17 protein-coding genes, 1 tRNA gene and 1 other RNA gene are annotated in these 20,665 nt (G+C 39.2%); 17 read left to right on the top strand and 2 right to left on the bottom strand.

Translation table 11 applies throughout. The features are described 5' to 3' along the window. Positions 1 to 205 precede the first annotated feature (205 nt). On the bottom strand, positions 206 to 3,262 hold the full coding sequence (locus NEOC84_RS08005; RefSeq protein ID WP_166157780.1) for a glycine--tRNA ligase: 3,057 nt from the start codon (positions 3,260 to 3,262) through the stop codon (positions 206 to 208). Between the two features lie 464 nt (positions 3,263 to 3,726). On the opposite strand from NEOC84_RS08005, the gene rlmN reads away from it, so the two are divergent. From rlmN to NEOC84_RS07945, 12 genes are all read left to right on the top strand, one after another. Further along, on the top strand, positions 3,727 to 4,794 hold the full coding sequence (gene rlmN / locus NEOC84_RS08000) for a 23S rRNA (adenine(2503)-C(2))-methyltransferase RlmN (protein WP_166157773.1): 1,068 nt from the start codon (positions 3,727 to 3,729) through the stop codon (positions 4,792 to 4,794). Positions 4,795 to 4,906: 112 nt separating this feature from the next. Beyond that, positions 4,907 to 5,116, top strand: a complete 210-nt coding sequence (locus NEOC84_RS07995) for a hypothetical protein (protein WP_166157770.1) — start codon at positions 4,907 to 4,909, stop codon at positions 5,114 to 5,116. A gap of 418 nt (positions 5,117 to 5,534) precedes the next feature. After that, a complete protein-coding gene (gene uvrC, locus NEOC84_RS07990) occupies positions 5,535 to 7,364 on the top strand; it encodes an excinuclease ABC subunit UvrC (protein ID WP_166157768.1) in 1,830 nt (609 codons plus the stop codon). A 92-nt stretch (positions 7,365 to 7,456) separates the two neighbouring features. Continuing rightward, positions 7,457 to 7,533: transfer RNA gene (locus NEOC84_RS07985), tRNA-Val, on the top strand. A 10-nt stretch (positions 7,534 to 7,543) separates the two neighbouring features. Beyond that, complete coding sequence (locus tag NEOC84_RS07980; protein ID WP_166157765.1) at positions 7,544 to 9,244, top strand: threonine--tRNA ligase; 1,701 nt, start codon at positions 7,544 to 7,546, stop codon at positions 9,242 to 9,244. Positions 9,245 to 9,324: 80 nt separating this feature from the next. Further along, the gene (gene infC / locus NEOC84_RS07975) at positions 9,325 to 9,903 is read left to right on the top strand and encodes a translation initiation factor IF-3 (protein WP_347566662.1); all 579 of its coding nucleotides are present in this window, start codon (positions 9,325 to 9,327) and stop codon (positions 9,901 to 9,903) included. 33 nt (positions 9,904 to 9,936) lie between these two features. Continuing rightward, positions 9,937 to 10,131, top strand: a complete 195-nt coding sequence (rpmI, locus tag NEOC84_RS07970) for a 50S ribosomal protein L35 (RefSeq protein ID WP_166157760.1) — start codon at positions 9,937 to 9,939, stop codon at positions 10,129 to 10,131. A gap of 96 nt (positions 10,132 to 10,227) precedes the next feature. Further along, on the top strand, positions 10,228 to 10,584 hold the full coding sequence (gene rplT, locus NEOC84_RS07965; protein ID WP_166157757.1) for a 50S ribosomal protein L20: 357 nt from the start codon (positions 10,228 to 10,230) through the stop codon (positions 10,582 to 10,584). Positions 10,585 to 10,667: 83 nt separating this feature from the next. Continuing rightward, positions 10,668 to 11,696, top strand: coding sequence for a phenylalanine--tRNA ligase subunit alpha (gene pheS / locus NEOC84_RS07960; protein ID WP_166157754.1), 1,029 nt, complete (start codon positions 10,668 to 10,670; stop codon positions 11,694 to 11,696). 87 nt (positions 11,697 to 11,783) lie between these two features. Next, a complete protein-coding gene (locus tag NEOC84_RS07955; RefSeq protein ID WP_166157751.1) occupies positions 11,784 to 12,659 on the top strand; it encodes an RluA family pseudouridine synthase in 876 nt (291 codons plus the stop codon). After that, a complete protein-coding gene (gene waaC, locus NEOC84_RS07950) occupies positions 12,656 to 13,723 on the top strand; it encodes a lipopolysaccharide heptosyltransferase I (RefSeq protein ID WP_166157748.1) in 1,068 nt (355 codons plus the stop codon). The genes NEOC84_RS07955 and waaC overlap by 4 nt, the downstream gene beginning before the upstream one ends. A gap of 92 nt (positions 13,724 to 13,815) precedes the next feature. Further along, positions 13,816 to 15,432 (top strand): hypothetical protein, encoded by a 1,617-nt coding sequence (locus NEOC84_RS07945; RefSeq protein ID WP_166157745.1) that lies wholly within the window; start codon positions 13,816 to 13,818, stop codon positions 15,430 to 15,432. Between the two features lie 501 nt (positions 15,433 to 15,933). Here the strand turns inward: NEOC84_RS07945 and NEOC84_RS07940 are convergent. Beyond that, entirely contained in the window at positions 15,934 to 16,398 is a 465-nt protein-coding gene (locus NEOC84_RS07940; protein WP_166157742.1) for an NUDIX domain-containing protein, read from the bottom strand. Positions 16,399 to 16,708: 310 nt separating this feature from the next. Here NEOC84_RS07940 and NEOC84_RS07935 point away from each other — a divergent pair, with 310 nt between their 5' ends. The 5 genes from NEOC84_RS07935 to NEOC84_RS07915 all read left to right on the top strand — a co-directional run bounded on the left by NEOC84_RS07935 (position 16,709) and on the right by NEOC84_RS07915 (position 20,635). Then, positions 16,709 to 17,374, top strand: coding sequence for a MazG family protein (locus tag NEOC84_RS07935; protein ID WP_166157739.1), 666 nt, complete (start codon positions 16,709 to 16,711; stop codon positions 17,372 to 17,374). 15 nt (positions 17,375 to 17,389) lie between these two features. After that, positions 17,390 to 17,488: signal recognition particle sRNA small type (gene ffs, locus NEOC84_RS07930), an RNA gene on the top strand. Between the two features lie 293 nt (positions 17,489 to 17,781). Then, positions 17,782 to 18,396: a hypothetical protein gene (locus NEOC84_RS07925; RefSeq protein ID WP_166157736.1), complete on the top strand. Its 615-nt coding sequence runs from the start codon at positions 17,782 to 17,784 to the stop codon at positions 18,394 to 18,396. 71 nt (positions 18,397 to 18,467) lie between these two features. Continuing rightward, the gene (locus NEOC84_RS07920) at positions 18,468 to 19,367 is read left to right on the top strand and encodes a CPBP family intramembrane glutamic endopeptidase (protein ID WP_166157733.1); all 900 of its coding nucleotides are present in this window, start codon (positions 18,468 to 18,470) and stop codon (positions 19,365 to 19,367) included. Continuing rightward, positions 19,367 to 20,635 carry a serpin family protein gene (locus NEOC84_RS07915; protein WP_166157730.1) on the top strand — a complete coding sequence of 423 codons (1,269 nt, stop codon included), beginning with the start codon at positions 19,367 to 19,369 and terminating at the stop codon, positions 20,633 to 20,635. Before NEOC84_RS07920 ends, NEOC84_RS07915 begins: the two co-directional genes overlap by 1 nt. Positions 20,636 to 20,665 lie beyond the last annotated feature (30 nt).

Raw genomic sequence — 20,665 nt, 5'->3', positions numbered from 1 at the left:
TTGCTACTTTTTTAGCTTACCATTAAAAGGAAATTTACATTTTTTCTTTTTAAAATTGATGCAATGATGGAGTTTTTTAGGGTAAATCAGGTTGGACTAAATAGATTTATGAACGAAAAAGGTTGATAGGGTTTAAAAATCTTTGGAGAAAAATTGTTAAATTTTTTTGCAGCAGCATATCTAAAGCTTCCTAGAGGATTAAAACCTATTTCTCACTAATTTTACTAAAGTCTAGCAATTGAGAGAACATGTCAAAAACGCGCTGCAGCAAAGCTAGGCGGTTGTCTCGCAATTTTAGATCATCCGCCAAGATTTTAACTTCATCATAAAGCTGGGCTAAAGCTGGTTGGATATCTGCAATTAGTTCGTAAGCTTTATCATAATCATGCAAGGTAATTGCCTGAGTAAGTTGTATCTGCTTTTGACCTAGCAAAGCATCCAAGTTCTTCTCAGCATTTTCTTTAAGTAATTCTTTTGAAAAAGCGGCACTTGGGGTGTTTACTAATTGACCTTTAGCTCTTTTATAAACTTCAAAGAGAAGGGGGAACTTTTTGTTGGTTTGCCTAAAATGATGAAGGGATTTAGCTTTGCAAAAAGTATCGTAGATATCACTAAAGTTAGAAGAAAGAGAAGCTTCGATTTCATCTTTAGAAAGGTCATATTCTTGGAAAACTGATTTAATACGGTTGGTAATGAAAGCTTCTATCTCTTGTAATAAATGCTCTTTATCTTTTATTAGAGCTTCAGGGAAATGATCAAAACATTGCCGGAAGACCTCCATTAAGGGTAGACGGTAGCAGCCATTGATAAGCATTTTAATCACGCCGAGAGTCTGGCGCCTTAGCGCATAGGGGTCACTAGAAGAGGTAGGCTTAAGATTCACACAATAGCAACCGATTAAATTATCGATTTTGTCAGCAAGACTTACTAAGGTGCCTGTAAGGGTTTGGGGTAAAGGGGCATTCTCTCCTCGCGGCATCCAATGTTCATCTAGGGCTTCGGCTACCTCGGGATCCTCGCCTGAAGCTAGCGCATAGTATTTTCCTATTGTACCTTGTAGGTTGGGAAATTCATAAACCATTTCCGAGGCTAAATCGGCTTTACATAACCAAGCTGCTCGTTTAGCTTTTTCTAAGCTACCTTTGTTAAGCAATTTTTGCAAAATCTCTACATGAGAGACAATCCGTTTAACCTTATCCCATACGCTCCCTAAGTGAGCTTGAAAAGTCACTTGTTTAAGCTTTTCATTATAAGAATCTAAGGATACTTTCAAGCCCTGCTCATATAAAAAAGCTCCATCAGAAAGCCTAGCTGATAAGACACGCTCATTGCCAGCCCGTATATAATCCGAAGGATTGTTGTCAGCGGTGATAATGAAGATGTTTTGCAGTTGCCCTTGGGCATCTGTAACAGGGAAATATTTTTGATGTTCCACCATCTCAGAAATCAATACTTCTTTAGGAACCTTAAGAAAAGAGGCATTGAAGTAGGCATAAGTTACTTGGGGCCACTCCACCAAGTTCAAAACTTGGGGGATAACTGCCTCTCGACAGATAATCTTTGCTTGTAAAGAGTGTTCTAGCTTATCTAGGGCAACAATGATGGTATTTTCTCTTTCCCCCATATCTACCATCACCTGATGTTTCTTTAAAATTTCCACATACTCTTGGGCTTTATTAAGAGCAAAAGCCTCAGGGGACAGCTGACGATGCCCAAAGGATTTCCGACCGGCCTGAATATTGCCCACGCTAAAGGGGATGATATGAGGGCCATGAAGGCTGGTGATCCAGCGCAGAGGACGCGCGTAAGAAATTTCAAGAGAACCCCAGCGCATTTTTTTAGGAAAATCGAGGCTTAAAATAAGACTAGGTAAGTTTTTAGCTAGAATTTGCGCTGTCGGTATACCTGGTGTTTGCATGGAGGCAAATAGATAATCGATTCCTTTGATTTGTTGAATGCGGATGGAACCGTCGGTAGCTTCACGAATAGCAGCTAAGGAAATAGGGGAAATGCCAAGCGAGCGAAAGAAACCTTCACCTGCTGGTTTTAATTGTCCATTGCTGCCATAGGCTTGCTCTAAAGCGGGCCCTTTTTTTTCTAGGATTTGCGGGGGCTTAAGGTAAGGAAGATCTTCAACATACAAGGTCAGGCGGCGAGGAGTTCCATAAGTTTTAATGTCTCCATAAGCAATACCTTCTTTATTTAAAAAAGCTCTAAACGCTTTTTCTAGATTTTGACAGCCCAAGCTGACAAATGAAGCGGGGAGCTCTTCAGAGCCAATTTCTAAAAGAAAAGCCTCTTTTTTATTAGGATCCAACATTTCCATTTCTTCTTCTTTAGAAGGCGTAGGAGCTATAATCTCTTCCTTTCCCGCTGGTGGCGCAGAGTTAAATTTGCCTAGTAAGGGGTAGTTAAGTTGCTCGCGGCTCTTGGTATAACTTTCGGCAATTTGCTTAGTAAGATTACGTATACGTGCAATATAACCTGTTCGCTCAGTAACAGAAATGGCGCCGCGTGCATCCAGAATATTAAAAGCATGCGAAGCTTTCATGACAAAATCATAGGCAGGCAGCGGCAAGCCTGCAGCCATTAATGCTTGAGCCTCTCTTTCAAAATCATTAAAGTGTCGAAACCACATTTCGGTTGAAGCATTTTCGAAATTGTAATGACTCCATTCCACTTCATTACGATGATAAATATCTTTATAGGTAATCTCTTCATTCCATTGTAAATCAAAGATGTTATTGACTTTTTGTAGATACATGGCCAAACGCTCAATCCCATAGGTAATCTCACCCGTGATGGGTTTTAAATTGAGGCCCCCTACGCATTGAAAATAAGTAAATTGGGTAACCTCCATTCCATCCATCCAGACTTCCCATCCTAATCCCCAGGCTCCTAGTGTAGGGGCTTCCCAATCATCATGCACAAAGCGGATATCATGCTCACTTAAGTTAAAGCCAATAGCTTCTAAGGATTTTAAATATAGATCCTGAATATGCGAGGGTGAGGGCTTGAGAATCACCTGGTATTGAAAATAGTGTTGAAGGCGGTTGGGATTGGTTCCATAACGTCCATCTGCAGGGCGGCGTGAGGGTTCAATGTAAGCTGCACGATAAGGCTCGGGACCTAGACAGCGTAGAAAGGTGGCTGGGTTAAAGGTTCCGGCTCCTACTTCAAGGTCATATCCTTGATGGATGATACATCCTTGCTGTTCCCAAAAAAGCGAGAGACGTCTTAAAACTTCCTGAAAGGTAATCATGTAGATACTCAATTTTTATGAAAGGCATGATGTTATCTTATTTAAGAAAAATAACGCTACATTTTCATCATCTTCACTTCTCTGCCATTTCTTTCCCTTTAATTTTTTATTACATAGTCCCAAAGTCCCTCTACTTATGTTATCCTCTTGTAAATAACTTAAGCTGAACCCTCCCTAGCTAGGAAATTATGAAAAACGAAGAAAAACTTCTAACTAGCCAATAGATAGCTTTATAAATTTTTAGATGTATGTATAACTTTTTATTCTTACCAGGGAAGCTGGCCTTTAATAAAAGAACATAAAAGGTAAGGTACTTGTTCTTACCCCCAACAAGCAGGCTCTACAGATTTTTAGTAGGCTTGTTTTTTTAACGTCAGCTAAAATAATTAGTAAGGAATTAACTAGTAGTTATTTAATATATATGGTATGCTGCATTATAAATAAAATTATTGATTGAGAAAATAATGACAAATTTTTGTGACCTAACTTATTCAGAACTTGTAGATTGGCTAGAAGCTTATGAGGAAAAAAAGTTTCATGCACGCCAACTCTTTGAATGGGTGTATAAAAAGTCGATCCTGGATTGGGATTTGATGTCTAACCTGAGTAAGCCTCTGCGTGAAAAGCTAAAAAAGGGCTTGCTTTTGCCTACCTTGCAATTAGTAAAAGTCACTCCTTCTACCGACTTAGAAACTTATAAATTTCTCTGGAAGTTAAGGGATGGTAATCTGGTCGAATCTGTGCTGATTTGCTCAGGTGATCGTCGTACCGTTTGTGTCTCCTCGCAAGTAGGATGCCCTGCTAACTGTGCCTTTTGCGCTTCGGGAAAACAAGGTTTTTTTCGTAATCTACGACCTGGAGAAATTGTTGAGCAGATCGTGCAAATTAACCATTGGTTAAAGCAAAAAGAAGAACGTGTTTGCCATGTGGTCTACATGGGGATGGGTGAGCCTCTTAAAAATTATGAAGCCGTGATGAAATCGATCCATCTAATCATTGATGAGGAAACCCTTAATATTTCTCAAAGAAGGATTACAGTCTCTACGGTAGGAATTGTGGATGGAATCAAGCGTTTAAGCACCGAAAATCTCAAAGTCAATTTGGTTCTTTCTCTTCATGCCCCTAATCAAAATATTCGCAAAAAAATTATTCCTTATGCGCGTAAATATCCTTTAGAAGATATTTTAGCTGCTATGGATGAATATAGTATGAAAACGAAGCGCGATATTACCTATGAATACACTCTGCTTGCGGGTATCAATGATCATCCTGATCATGCGCATGAATTGGCCCATCTATTAAAAGGCAAACAATGTACAGTTAATTTAATTCCCTACAATCCTATTCCGAATGTTAGGCTACAAAGGCCTGATAGAAAAGCGATTAAAGAATTTAGAAGCGTTTTATTTGGATGCAAGATCGTTAACACTTGCCGCTACACCAAAGGTGATGATATTGCGGCAGCCTGTGGACAATTGGCCATGCAGCAGCAAAATTTACAAAAGCCTGCTTTAGCGATGATGCCAGAGTAAACACAAGTGATCTACTTTTTAATCAATTAAGGGGAATGTTTTACGCAACTGCTAATCGAAAAATACGCTTTCAGCATTATTGCTAAAAAAAAGCTTAAGTAGTAGGTTTTTAATGATGAAGCCCACCTATGAAGATCTTTTCATACTTGTCCAGCATCAGAGCCAGATGGTTTTTGATCAGGAACAGACGATTAAGCGTCTTGAAAAGCGCATTCTAGAGCTTGAAAAAATGCTACATCTACATCCAAGCAACCGCTCTAAATCGCCCAGACCTGAGCAAAAGAAAAATCGTCGATCTCCTAAAAGAGGAGCTAAACCTTAAGTATAAAGGTTGTTCCGACTTTTATTCTTTCCAGAAAAATCAAGGCTATCATTCTTTCATTTTTGTCTATCGACGTCTTGGGGAAACAGCCAAACCAAAAATTGCTCCCTTAATCATTGACAGGATGGCATAGAAAAAGATGGCAAGATAAAATTTTAAAATTTAAAGAATTGACTTTACTCAAGCGGTTGATGGATAAAATAGGCAGCGCTAGGGCCTAACCACTTGGCAGTAAAGCTTTTTAGGGAGGAACTATTTAACTCTCCCTTCGTAGACGGCTACATTTAAAAGGGATGAAAAGCCTTAAAAAAAGCTTTTTTCCTGGCCTTCTAGGGAGGAAGAGAAAAGCATTTTTATTATTAGGTTGCTTAAGATAAGAAGCTCCCTTTAAAATTACGCTCTGCAATAAAAGGTGTTTATGTCTTTTGATCTCAAAAAACTCGATCTTTTTCCTACCCAGCCTGGCGTTTACTTGATGAAGGGGGAGCAAAACGAGATTCTTTACGTAGGCAAAGCTAACAATTTGCGCCAACGGGTCAAGCAATATTTTGCTGCAGGTAGAGATGGGCGTATAATGGTCCCTTTTTTAATTGCAAAGGTTGAAGAAATTGATACGATTGTGGTCAATTCAGAAAAAGAAGCTTTATTGTTAGAAAATAATCTGATTAAGCAATACCAGCCTAGATATAATGCTTTACTCAAAGATGATAAAAGTTATATTGCTTTAAAAATTAACAATCGACATCCCTGGCCTATGGTCAGCCTTATACGGTATCGAGGTAAACCTAAATCCGATGGCTACTATTTTGGACCTTATACAAGTGCTCTAGCTGCTCGCCATACTTTAGATTTAATCCAACGTATTTTTCCCTTAAGGCAATGTTCTGATCAGGAGCTAGTCCGTCGCCATCGCCCCTGCATTCTTTATGATATCAAGCGTTGCATAGCCCCTTGTGTCAATAAATGTACAAAAGAAGAGTATAATCATTACATGGATGGAGCTATCAAGTTTTTGAGGGGGCAAGATAAGGAAGTTTTGCAAGACTTAAAAGCTGAAATGGAGCGTCAGTCGGAAGCTTTAGAGTTTGAAAGGGCAGGAGAGATTTTACAGACCATTCGTCAGATTGAGAGAACGATTGAAACGCAAAAAGTAGATAAGCCTCTCGGGGAGGATGCCGATGCTTTTGGAATTTTTCGCCAAGGCGATGAGGCCATTCTTTGCCAGCTTTTATTTAGGGCAGGTAAGCTTGTAGGATCAAGGCGCCATAACTTTAGTCAGATCGCTCAAAATGATCATGAGTTGCTCGAATCTTTCCTATTACAAAATTATGATGAGCAGGCTGAATTGCCTCATGAAATTTTACTTTCCGCGCCTGTTGATAACCCGTCGGCTATTGCTGAAATTCTCTCTAGCCAAAGAAAAAGAGGAGTACGCATTTATCATCCGCAGAGGGGTAACAAATTAGCGATGGTTGAAATGGCTATCGCTAATGCCAAAGCTTCTTTTCATCAAGAAAAAGATTTGCAAGCTGTTAGGGAGCGAACCTTATTAGAAATGGAAGAGAGGTTTCATTTGAATAGGTATCCTGAGCGCATCGAATGTTTTGATATTTCTAATATGGCAGGCACCACCATTGTCGCTACGATGGTTGCTTTTACTAATGGTCAAAAAGACTCCAATCGTTATCGCAAGTATAAGATTCGTACGATCGATCAATCGAATGACTATGCTTCTATGCAAGAGGCTTTAAATAGACGTTATCTAAGAGCTAAAGAAGAAAATGATTTACCTGATTTGTTGATAGTGGATGGAGGAAAAGGACATCTTAACATGGCTTTAAAGCTGCTAGCCGATTTAGATATCGCCACGGTCGATGTGATCGGCTTAGCAAAAGAAAGAGGGCGGCACGATCGCGGCATGACAGAAGAGCAGGTGTTCTTGCCAGGCGTTAAAGATCCCCTTTTATTGCATAAGACCTCACCTGTTTTGTTTTTACTCCAGCAAATTCGTGATGAAGCTCACCGCACGGCCATCACCTACCATCGCCATTTAAGAACCAAAAAAACAATTAAAAGTTCCCTCGATGATATTCCCGGCATAGGTCCTAAAAAACGTGCTTTGCTGCTAAAGCATTTCGGTAGTGTTAAAAAAATAAGGGAAGCTACCCTAGAAGAGATCTCGCAACTTCCCCGCCTTACCCAAAAAGATATAAAAGCTTTAACCGAATATTTAAAAAATGCTAAGTAATGGGGCTGCTTATTAAAAATTAAGGGATCATTCTTTTTTGATTGAATAAATTCAGTGCTCTCCGTTAACATGCCTTCTTCACTAATCCCGATGGGATATTAGCTCAGTTGGTTAGAGCGCCACGTTGACATCGTGGAGGTCAGCTGTTCGAGTCAGCTATATCCCACCATTTTATGGTTATGACTAATCCGCTAAAAACTCTAAGACAATCGGCTGCAGAGTTATTAGCGCTTGCTATTTGTAGCCTTTTTCCAAAAGCACAGCTATTCCAAGGCGAGGCTACAGATCTGGGCTTCTACTACGATTTTTTTCTTCCCGAAGCTATTACTCACGAGCAATTTTTGTATATCGAAGAGCGCATGCGTGACTTTATGCGGCAAAGCCTGCCCTTCAAGCCTATGGAAATGATGCGCAAAAATGCTATCGAGCTATTTAAACATCAGGGGCAAACCCTTAAAGTTATTTTATTAAAGGCTTGTGCAGAGACTTTAGTGCATGTTTGTCAAGTGGGTGAGTTTTACGATTGGGTGGCGCCTCCTTTTGTTGAGACGACTAAGCAGGTGGGAGCCTTTAAATTATTAGAGGTAAGTTCTTTTAAAGTTTCCTTACCCGGTAGACCTAATCTTTCATTAACACGCATCCAGGGAACCGTATTTTCTGAAAGCTATAGCCTTAAGCAATTTCTGAAGAAAAGAGAGATTGCCAAGCAATGCGATCACCGGCAACTGGGTCAGCAGATGAATCTATTCACTATTTTGGACGAGACATGTCCAGGCTGCTGGACCTGGTACCCTAAAGGAGTTATCCTTCGTGAAATATTGCTAAATTGGTTGAAAGCCGAGTATCAACGACAAGGGTGTCAATGGGTAACAACTCCCACGCTGGTAAAGCAGCCTTTTGCCGATTCAATAGAGCCTTTGACTTTACGTTTTGAAGCCGAAGGATTAGATTATGCTTTATGTGCTAGTAAAGCTTCTTTGCATGCCTCTCTTTACAAATCTAAGCCACATTCTTACCAAGAACTGCCCCTCGCTTATGCAGAATACGCTGAATTTTACAATCAAGGGAAAGAGATCCACCAATGGGGAATGTTAAGGTCCCGTTCCTTTCATGCCGATCAGTCTCATATCTTCTGTGGTGCCGAGCAACTTTTAGATGTGCTCATTTCTTCCTTGCAATTCATTAATAAAACTATTAAAGTAATGGGGTTTGGGATCCAATGGCATCTGATTGTTAAAAGCAGAAAGTATAAGAAGCTTCCTAAAAAGTGGGAGGAATCTCAAGCTAGTTTAGTCAGAGCCTTGGATGTAAGCGGCTTTAAATATGTGATTGACAAAGAGCCTCAAGAGTATTATGGTCCTGCTATAGAAGCGCGATTCACTGATATACTGGGGCGTGATTGGAAAAGCTCTTGCATTTATATTGACTTGTACCATCCCGATAAAATGGGCTTATCCTATCCAGGGCAAGATGGCAAAATACATGCGCCTGTCATGGTAGGTCGAGCGGTACTAGGTTCAATTGAACGTTTAACAGCTATTCTCCTTGAACACTATGCCGGGAACTTGCCTCTATGGCTTGTTCCTGAACAGATACGCATCATTCCAGAGATGAATAAAAATTTCGATTATGCTATTCAGGTGTTTGAGGAGATAGAAAAAGCTGGTTTCCGGGTGAGTATGGATGATTCTACTCACAATGTTGGGTTAAAGATTCAAGCCGCTCACTATGAAAAAATTCCTTATCTTGTAAGAGTAGGGGATAAAGAAGAGGAAAATCGCACCGTTATATTTAAGAAATATCAGCAAGAAAGCGTGCAAGAGGAAGTTTTAAATAAATTTCTTGAGCAATTGAAGTTAGAAAACGAATTAAAAACTTAAATGAAGTCTACCTCTTTAAGAAAGAGGTCTAATAAAAACTAAGAAGTGCAAGGTAACATTTTTGTGCTTCTATAACGAGGGTGGAATTTCGGTTGAAAGTTAACAGAGAAATACGTGCTCCGCGCGTTCGTTTGATTACGCAAACTGGTGAGCAAATTGGTGTAGTCCCTTTGCATGAAGCCTTAGCTAGAGCTGAAGAAGATGGATTAGATTTGGTAGAAATATCAGCAGGCTCTAATCCACCCGTATGTAAAATTATCAACTACGGCAAATTTCGTTACGATCAAACGAAACGAGAAAAAGAGAGCAAGAAAGCTCAACATCAAGTTAAAGTAAAAGAAATTAAGGTCAAGCCGAATATCGATATCCATGACCTAGAGACAAAGATTAGACATGCTCGAGATTTTATCGCTAAAGGCAATAAAGTCAAGTTAACATGCATGTTTAGAGGGCGAGAGATGGCTCATCCAGAGATTGGAGAAAAGGTTCTTCGTAAAGTGTGCGAAGATCTAGAAGAAATCGCCACTGTAGAGTCTCCTTCTAAGTTATTTGGAAGAATGCTCATTGTCATATTAGCACCTGGTGGAAAGAAGAAAAAAGAAGGCGCGAAAGGCCCCTCGAATGAGAGCCAGCCTACCAGGGAAGAAGAAAGCGCATAGGCAAAATGAAAAGATATGTAGGGAGAAGTTCACGTGCCTAAGATGAAAACAAAAAAGGCTGTTGCGGCCAGATTCAAATTGACGGCAACTGGTAAGCTCAAAAGAGGGCGTCCAGGTAAGCGGCATATTTTGAATAAAAAAACACCTAAGCGTAAACGCCAGCTATCCAAACCGGCGTTAGTTAATGAGGCGCACTTGAAAACGTACAAACGATTAATGTGCGTATAAAATATAGATCTGACTAGCTAAAAGTCAGAAAGATGAATGAAACGATCTAATATTTTAATAATTAAAGAATTAGACAAATAACAGTGGAGATAAGCTATGGTTAGAGTAACCAATGCTGTTGCTTCACATCGTCGCAAAAAAAGACTACTTAAGAGAGCTAAAGGGTTTTTCGGTGATCGAAAAAACCACTTGCGTCTTACAAGTGATGCGGTTAATAAAGCGTTGGCCTATAATTACCGCCATCGCAAAGAGAAAAAACGCGAGTTCCGTAGCTTATGGATCATGCGAATTGGAGCCGCTGCAAAAATCCATGGAATTTCTTATAGCAAGTTTATTCATGGTTTGCAAAAAGCGCGATGTGATTTAGATAGAAAAATGTTAGCCGATATGGCTATTCGTGATCCCCAAGGCTTCGCCGCCGTGGTGAATCATGCAAAACAAGCCCTTGCATAACAAGGTATTGATTTCCTACATTTTTAGCAGAGCCACCGAGTGTGACTCTGCTATTTTTTTATTTTTATTTTTTGAGGAAGATTGTGCATAGCTCCATTCAAGCCATCCATAGCGATTTTGCTGCCGATATAGCTGCCGTAAAGACCACAGCAGAGATAGAAAATTTGAAAATAAAGTATTTAGGGAAAAAGGGTCTTATCCAAAATTTGATGAAACTCTTAAAAGAGGTTAATCCTGACCAGCGGCCCGCCTTTGGCAAGGAAATTAATGAGCTCAAAGAAAAAGTTTTGCATCAAATTGAGGAGCATGAAAAGCAGCTGATAGCTAAAGAAGAAGATCAGCAATTGGCTCAAGAAAAGATTGACATTACTTTACCTGGCAGGCGACATTCCATTGGGCGTAAGCATATAATTACGCAAGCCTTAGACAGTATCCTAGATATTTTAGTAGGCATGGGCTTCTCTGTACAATATGGCCCTGATATTGATACCGATTATTACAACTTTGAAGCCCTTAATTTCTCCTCTGATCATCCAGCCCGTGATATGCAAGATACTTTCTATATCACGCCTGATGTCCTTCTACGCACTCATACCAGTAATGTGCAAGTGCGCGTCATGGAAGCTCACCAGCCCCCTATTCGCATCATTACTCCTGGTAAAGCTTATCGCAATGAAACCATTACAGCTCGTTCCCATGTTTTCTTCCATCAGGTGGAAGGCCTATATATCGACAAAGGCGTGACCTTTGCCGATCTTTTAGCTACCATGCAAGAGTTTTTTAAAAAACTATTTCGACGAGAAATTGAGACGCGTTATCGTCCAAGTTACTTTCCTTTTGTTGAACCAGGCTTAGAGGTAGATATCTCCTGTCTTTCTTGCAAGGGAACAGGATGCCAGCTCTGTAAGCACTCTGGTTGGCTGGAAGTTGCAGGGGCTGGAATGGTGCATCCCGAAGTATTAAAGAATGGAGGAATTGACCCGGAAGTTTATTCGGGCTATGCTTGGGGAATAGGCGTAGAAAGAATGGTATTGCTAAAACATGGAGTAAAAGATATTCGTCTATTTACAGAAAATGATCTGCGTTTTTTAGAGCAATTCACCCATTTTTAATCCCTTCTAATTAAGGATACTTAAAAAGTTGTAGAAAAAGAATAGGAGTAAATTTTTTAGCCTGTTTAATTTTTTTTAAGGGTTAATATGCAATGGATGGTAGATACAGCAGAAAGTGGCCAAAAGCTGGTCAATTTTCTTAAAGAAAAGTTAGGTTCAAGCTATTCTGCTCGCCAAATTAAGAGCTGTATTGAATACAATGGATGTTATGTGAATCATCGGCTCGAGCATTTTGCTTCCACGGTTCTCGCTAAGGGAGATAAAGTTTCCTTGCCAGCAGGAATTCTACAGAAAAAACCTTCTGTTTCTTTCCACTTCTTACCTAGTCAGATTATTTATGAGGATGAAGAATTACTTGTCTACAATAAGCCTGCAGGGGTAGCCTCGGATGGCCAAGTATTAATAGAAGCTTTGAAAGCTTATAATGTGAGGTGGGAGCTTTTGCATCGTCTAGATCGGGATACGACCGGGCTTTTGATGTTTACGCAAGGTAAGGCGTTTCGCGAAAAGATGGTAACTGCTTTTAAAAAGCAGGAGATCGATAAAGTTTACTTAGCTCTTATTGATGGAATTCCTAGGCAAGAAGCAGGAAGCATTAACAACTATTTAGGTAAAATTCATGGTTATCTTGGACAGTCGTTATGGGGGTCTGTCCCTCCCGCTAAGGGCCAGCAGGCCCTAACCGCCTGGAAAGTTCAAAAAAAAGGCCCAAAAGCCTCTTTAGTACACTGCTATCCGCGCACAGGCCGCACCCATCAAATCCGCGTGCACATGAGTGAAATGGGACATCCTATTTTAGGAGATCGGCAGTATGGAAAGCTCTTTCATTGTTCTTATTATAGCCCGCGTTGTCTTTTACATGCTTATGAGCTATCCTTTATTCATCCCACTCTTCTACGCAAAATGTACTTTCAAGCCCCTATTCCCCTAGATTTTCAACAAGCCATGGCGCAGGTGTTATGAGAATATTGATCGTTAAAACCTCGTCCCTAGGGGATATTATCCATGGCTTTCCGGTACTTGCTTTTCTCCATCAGCAATTTCCAAATATTAAAGTGGATTGGGTAGTGGAGAAGAGCTTTGCCGAAATTGTTAAAAGTCACCCTTTAGTTGAACGCGTCATTGAAATAGATACAAAAGGTTGGCGAAAAAAGCCTTTTAACTTAAAAACATGGAGCAGCATATTAAGCTTTCGCTCCGCCCTACAACAGCAAGAATATGCGGCTGTGATTGACTTGCAAGGTAACACTAAATCAGCCATTCCTACTTTTTTAGCAAGAAGTGCTCATAAAGTAGGATTTGGATCTAAATCTCTCCAGGAGTGGCCTAACCGGTGGGTAACCCATCATCATTTCGATCCTCCAAAAGAATTAAATGTGCGAGATGAAAACGTATATCTGGTTCAGCACTATTTTCAATGTTATTCTCCCTTAAAAGAAGAAAAATTAATTTTAAATTTAAATGAGGAACAAAAAGGCATTTTTGATCTTCTTTGGACCCAGATAAAAGCGCTGCCTGGGCCAAAGATTTTAGTCTGTGCAGGCTCTGCTTGGAGAAATAAAAGGCTTTCTTATGAAGCCCTTGAAAGCTTTTTATATGAAATTTCTAGTAACCTGAAAGTTTCACTCATTTTAGTATGGGGAAATTCCGAAGAATTAGCCATAGCCCAAAAGCTTCAGTCTGCCTTATTGACAAACGTAAGCCTTTTGGATAAAGTCTCTCTTGCGGTTTTACAAAATTTAATGAGTCGGATAGATGCTGTCATTGCGATGGATTCCTTGCCTTTACATTTAGCTGGAATGTCGGGGACACCTTCCTTTAGTGTGTTTGGAGCTTCTTCTGCTCGTAAATATAAGCCTAAGGGTAGCCTCCATGAAGCTATACAAGGCGAGTGCCCTTATGGCCAGACTTTTGAAAGGCGTTGTCCTGTATTAAGGTCTTGTACGACGGGGTTGTGCATGCGTGGCTTATCAGGAAAATATTTGTTTCAGCAGTTTGCCCATTTTTATTCACAGTTAGAAATTTAAGAGGATCTTTTTAAGCTTTAATAAAATCTTTAAAGGATATTGCTATTGTCTATTCATCAGATTAATTAATAGATAATTTTAGGAGGCGCTTGATGAGCTTTAATGTAGACAAAGGGGCGGAAAAGGGAAGAGAGCTTTTATATAGCTTTTATAAAGATACTCGGCCTCATGGAGGGCGAGCGAAGCTAAGGAATGCTATTGCAACTTTTAATCGCCTTAAAATTGATAAAACGCTTACTCCTGAAGGGCGCTTACGAGAGTCTATACAGCGTTTAATCGATAGAAATTGCTCAGATAGAGAGATAAAAGTTGAGCAGGCGGTAGCTTATCTAGCTTCTAAAATAGAGGATGATAACAATGATACAACTAAGCGATTAGAAAAGCTATTCGATAAAATTAATCACCCCGAGAGGGAAGCTTTTATCACTGGGGAAGAAAAAGCCTTTAAAAAAAGCCCCGCTTATAAAGAGCAATGGCTGCAAGAGAAAATAGCTCAAAGCAAAGAGGAGCGTTCTGCTCTATTAAAAGCCAATCAAGCAGTTCTTAAGGATATAGAAGGCCCTTCCTTTATCTACTTATCGCCTTTGATTGAGAAGCTTGATGCGTTTATTTTAAAAGAGGAAAACTCTCTCCTTGGGCAGCATAAAGCCCATATAATTAAAATTTTGCGTACCCTCAACGATTTAAATAAAAAAAGCCTTTCCGAAGCTGAGCAAGCTAGGATGCGCGAATTTCTCGCAAGGGTGGACTGGGGAATTTTCGAACCCGAAAACATTTCCTACCTTCACAAAGCCAATATTCATAATATTGAAATACTAAGTGACTTGCCTGCAGGCAATCAACTCCTAGCCTCTGAAGTGAGAAAAACTTTGAATGAAAATGCCTATAAAATTCTAGCGCTTGAAGAAGAGATTGCTGATAAAGAAAGAGAGCTTGATCGATTATATGGCGAGCAACATGAACTGTTTATTCAAAGCCCACTCCCTCCTTCTTCTATAAACAGAGGAGAAACTCCTCCTACATCGCAAGATGACATTTATCAAAAGGAAGAAAAAGACCTAGCAGACTTATTAGCTGTAATAGCAGCCATGGATGACGAAGAAGAAAGGGCTAGAGAAGAGCCAAGTGTGGAAAGGGCCTCACCCCGGGAAGAAAATCCTCTTACCTTTGCAAGCTATGATGAAGAAAAAGCACTAGCAGAAGCATTAGCCGCAAGCTTAGAAGAATTTGAAGAATCAAACCCGCCTAAAAAAAATGGGGGGGAGCGAAAGGCAGCTAAAAACTTTGGCAGAGGCCCTTTATCTTCGCTTGAGGGCATGCAACGGACAGAAGAAAAAGTTAAAGAGGGGATTCAGTCAGCTACCTTTAACATTTCTCCTCTTGCTCCCCTCCATATCAAAGAAGGGAACGGGGGGTTACCAGAAGCCTTTACAGCACCTGACATAACTTTCCAAAAGGGTAGAGTAGGAGCAGGGTCATCTATGCAAGCTTCCCCCTTAAGAGCTGCTTCTAGAAAGAGGGTAGAAGCAAAACTAGACACAGCTCAAAAGGTAAAGGATAAAGGGAAAATGGCTGAAGTTAAGCAAGAATCCCTAGTCACAAAGGTTTTCAAGTTTTTAGCGGCTCCTTTTATTAAAATTGGCCAATGGCTTTTAGCCTGTTTTTGGTGGATTTTTAAAAGAAGAAATTCATGGATAAAGCTTAGTTAAAAAGTAGGAGAATGGATACAAAGCTAGAAGCCTATGACTCTCTTAATGGACACTAGGTCTTTAGCTTTTTATGCTTGCCATCCTAAAACCCTTTCTTTGTAGATTTTAAATCTCCTCCAAGAGTTTGCTCCTACAAGCTTGCTAGCTTTCTCACCTTAATAAAGTATTCTTAGCACTAATTTTTGCAATAAAATGAGTCCCTAGCTGCATGAATTCATCTTTGAGGGACAGGAAGTACAAAGATATGCACTGTATGAATGCCATTGAAAGGTTTAGGAGGGCCAATATAGGTACTGAATGGCAAGAATGAATCCTTCTTTGGAAATCTTTACCTTCCCTTGATAAGTTTTCCTCATATCTTTTAAGGGTGAATTTCGCTAATATTTTTTGTTGAAGCGGGAAGGTAATAAGAATGAAAGAGGAGGAAGTGCATTCTTTGGCCTTTTGTATTGATGATTAGCGTCTTACTTTTTTCTAAGACTTCCTTGTGGGCCATATTTTTTAAAAACCTTTTAAGAAAAGATGGCGAAGCGTTTGCTGGGTTTCCACAAAAATCTCTCCATCCGGCTTTAAAGCTTCTATCTCTTCTAGGGTAAACCAGCGTATCCCATTAGTCTCACCAGGGTTTTCTTTGATCTCGCCTCCGATAGGGCGGGTAATATAAATAAAATCAACATGTTGATGGGCAGGTTGATCTCCGAAAGGAGGGATTTCTTCTAACAAGCATAGATAGGGGCGTTCAAAACTATGCGCATTCCACCGTTCAATCCATATATTTTCTTGAAGGATAATCTCAACCTCAAGGCCTGTTTCTTCTTTAGCCTCTCGTTTGGCTGCCATAGGAGGAGTTTCGTGAGGATACATATGCCCCCCAGGAGGCAACCATTTGCTTAATTTTCGATGGAAAACGAGTAAAACTTTTTCATGATCAAAAATATAAGCGGTGGCGGTGCATTGTTTTTCCATATAACCTTATCTAAAATTTTAACCTCCTACCCTATCATTTACGGAAGGATTATTCTAGTTTTTTTACATCACCTTAGTTTATAAATGAGAAGGCCTATTAAGGCCATAAACCTAAAAGTCAGATTTTATTTATCGGGCAGCTAAGGGAATATTTACTTCTGTTTTGTCCTATCCTGTCTAGTAAATGGCTGGCTTTTAAGCTGTTTTTAAAAGGAAAGAGCCAACGGATAAAAGATAAAATTCCTTAATAAGGCCCCTATGAACATGTAATCCTCGATTATTTATTTAATCATCTAAACTTAAAGTGGCTATGCAAGAATTTAATCAACTGATAGAAATTATAGAACGTTTGTTAGCGCCAGAGGGATGCCCTTGGGATCAGGCACAAACGTTACATTCGCTAAGATCTTCGCTTTTAGAAGAAAGCTGTGAAGTCATTGAAGCGATAGATTTAGGCAACAATAGCCATATTCAAGAAGAGCTAGGAGATCTTTTTTTTAATGCTGTTTTTCTGTGTAAGATAGCAGAAAAAGAGAAGCGTTTTACTTTTGGTGCCGTGCTTAACGAGCTTAATGAGAAATTAGTTCGACGCCATCCCCATGTTTTTGGCGAGGGAAAAAAGATAAATACTTCTCAAGAGCTTTCCCATCAGTGGGAAGAAATAAAAAAGCGTGAAAAAGGTAAAGATACGCGCAAAAGTTCCCTGGATGGCATTTCTAAGGGTTTGCCTGCTTTATCACGCGCTCAAAAAGTCCTTAAAAAAATAAAAAATTCTGGATATTTAAAAGATTTATCTCCCGGTGATCTTGCTGGCATTCATAATGAAAATGAATTAGGTAAACATCTTCTTTTCTTGGTAGAAGTAGCTCAAAAGCAGGGTCTAGATGCTGAGCATGCTTTAAGAAAAACTCTCGCTCATTTAGAAAAAGATTTTCAACTTTTTGAAAAAAAAGCATTTATAAATAACGAGGAATAAGCTATCTTTATAGCTGCCGGGGACCTTGTGGAATGAAATAGTTCGAACCAGGTCAGGACAGGAATGTAGCAGCCTTAAGGATAATGTTTATGCCTTGAGATAATCTCCGGCACTCTTTTTAATTTAATTTTTCTTAAAGTTAAACGATAGTATGCCTTCCAAGTAAGCTATCTTTCTAACAACTTTTTCCTTGTAATGTCTAAGGTTATTGTTTTTTTTACCTTCCTTTATTCTAGAAAATAGGGTGGGAAAAATATATTTCTTTATTTATTCTTCTCCTACTCGGCTGCTAGTGCTTTGATGTTAAAATTTTTATAGAGAAATAATAATTTTTTTGATAAAATTGCATCTTATAAAACTAATTTCTTATTAATAACAGGTTTTTATGTCTATTTGAGGTGAAATTGATGAACAAAATTATATTATCTTTAATAATCTGTTTATTTACTATTTCTTGTGCTTCGCGCTATGGAGATTTTTATCCCATGCATGATGACGGTAGAGCCAAACCACGTGTAGTACTATTGCCTACCGTTGATGCTGCGGAAAGATCCTCTAGGAACGATTATCTGCTAAAGAAAACGCGTCAGCAATTGAGAGAAAGGGGAAGTTTATATCTTTATCCCCAAGAGTTCGTCAAAAGACACTTAGATAAGATGAAAAAAGTTTCCTTTTTTGATCCCGATTTTTCTTTTGTAAAGAATTTTGGGGGAGCGGATGTAATAGTAGCTACCGAACTTGTAGAATATCGAAAAGATAGATATGGAGAGGTAGAGATGAAATGTATGCCCCCTCATCTACATAACAAACACCTACTCACTATGAAGTTAAAGGTGCGTATAATTGATCTACGTGGAGAGCAACCAATAGTAGCTCTGCAAGAGATTATGACAGAGCAGCTCTTGCTCCCTCATGCAGCCTGGGACACTGATAAGGAAAACTATTATTTTAAAAAATTAAGCGAGCGTTTAGTAAGAGATCTTATCATACGCTTAGAAAATGTAGCATTACACGTTCTGTAGATGAAAAAAGAGAGAGGGAGGGAGATCAAGCAAGCCTTACTCTTTCTAATTTATAAACTTAAGTTTAAGAAATGGAAAACATGCAAACAGTGATGATTGAGCGGTTACAGATTTTCGCAAGCGCAAGCTTTATATTTGTAATGTTTTTGTTAATGGCCTGGAAAAATGATTATTTTAGCTCCAGTAGAAGATTGCCTGAAACCAAGCAAACGTTAGCGGTAAAGTTATGGAGTTATTCTTTTGCTATTTTCTTTCTTTTACAAATTGTATGGGTTCCTGCCTCTTTTAAGCTTTGGACTTTTTTTTATCCACAAGAAGAGCCCTCTTTCCCTTCATCTCTTACTCCAGAAATGCAAGGGTGGTACACTATCTACGCTATTTTTATAACAGGCATAGGAATGGGCGCCTACTACTTTTCTTTATCTAAAGAAAATCAAGAGATAATTTTAGGTGCATGTGCTTCAAAGGGCAGTCTTTATAAGTTACAAGATTTTTTTATTGCTTGCATCAGTGGAGTATTAAGTTATCCTTTAGTGATCGCAACAGGTCAATTTGTTGCGCTTTTGTTAATGCTCACCTATCAAAATGTTGAAATTGAACAAGTAGCTGTGCAGCAAATTAGGATGGCAACCTCTTCTCTACCTCTGTTAATGACTTTAAGTGTATGCATTATATTCATCGTCCCCATCATTGAGGAATTGCTTTTTAGGGGGTTTTTACAAAATGGATTGAAGAAATATATGACCTCCCAGCAAGCGATTGGATTGACTTCCTTAATCTTTGCCCTCCTACATTTTTCTTCCCTACAGGGCTGGGGAAATGTTGAATTAATTGCTTCGCTTTTTGTCTTGTCTTGCTTTCTAGGATTTATTTACGAGCGGCAGCAATCGATTTGGGCATCTGTTAGCTTACATGCTATTTTCAATGCGGTTAATATTATGCTAATTTTTTATACAAAAAGAGAGGTTTAATGAAGCACATCTTTACAAAAGCTTGGTTTAAATTAGTGATATTAGGATGGATAAGTCTATTCTCCCTACCTATACAATCGGAGGAAGAAAAAGTCTCTCAGGATGAGCTGAGTGAAATACTTTTAGTCTCTCAAGGGGCGAATGCGTTTGCTATAGATATGTACAATCAGCTGCCCTCCAGTGATAACCTTTGCTTTTCTCCCTACAGTATTTTTTCTTCTTTTGCGATGGCTTATAGCGGTGCTGATGAAAATACCCATAAAGAAATCTCCACTGCTTTTCATTATCCTTCTTCTGTTGAGAAGTTGGGAAAAGGCTTAGCAGAGCTAAACCACTTTTTTACTTTTTATCCAAGCAGTGCTTCTGAGGAAATACGCGTCCGGGTAGCCAATTCTTTGTGGATTCAAACCAATTTTCCCTTACTTTCTTCATATAAAGAAGAAATGAAAAAATATTTTAATGGCACATTTAGAATCGTCGACTTTAAAGGACAAACTGAAACTGCAAGGGCTACCATTAATGCTTGGGTTAAGCACCATACCTTTGGCAAAATCGTTGATATTTTGCATCCCCAAGCTATAGATTCATCCACCCGCATGGTCCTAATAAGTGCTCTCTATTTGAAAGCAAAATGGAAAAGCCCTTTTGATCCCCATTTAACTACTCAACAACCTTTCTTTCCAGAGGATGGGATCGTTCAGACAGCTTTATCCATGACTCAAACAGCTCATTTTCCTTATCTAGATACTCCCGAAGCTGCCATCGTGGAGCTTCCTTACATTCTTTCGCGGAAGGAAGGTCCTGAATTTTCTATGATGATTATTTTACCTCATCAAAAAGAGGCTTTAAGGGAAGTAGAAAAAGGGTTAACAGCAAGAAAGCTAGAGGAATGGAGAAAAAATTTAAAAAATACTAAGGTACTCGTAACAATCCCTAAATTTAAAGTTCTCCAATTTAGCAATCTAAAAGAGATCTTAGAAAAGATGGGGATGCACACACCTTTTAGTGATCAAGCCAATTTCTCCAAGATAACTGAATTTAAAGGGTTAAAGATTGGAAATGTTCTACATAAAGTCTATCTATCCATGGATGAAAATGGTAGCGAAGCTGCAGCAGCCACCTCTATTAGCATGAATGTTACCTCAATTTTGGAGCCAAAAGCTCCTGTGATCTTTCAAGTAGATCATCCTTTTATCTATATGATTTATGAGAAAAAGACAGGTGCTATCCTCTTTATGGGCAGGGTAACCGACCCTAATAAAAGTTAGCTACTAACTCGTTAAAAAGCTTACCCTCTA

The sequence above is a fragment of the Neochlamydia sp. AcF84 genome (assembly GCF_011087585.1).
Lineage (GTDB): Bacteria > Chlamydiota > Chlamydiia > Chlamydiales > Parachlamydiaceae > Neochlamydia.
Note: the sequence above shows the minus strand (reverse complement) of the source record. Positions and strands in the feature narration are given on the sequence as shown.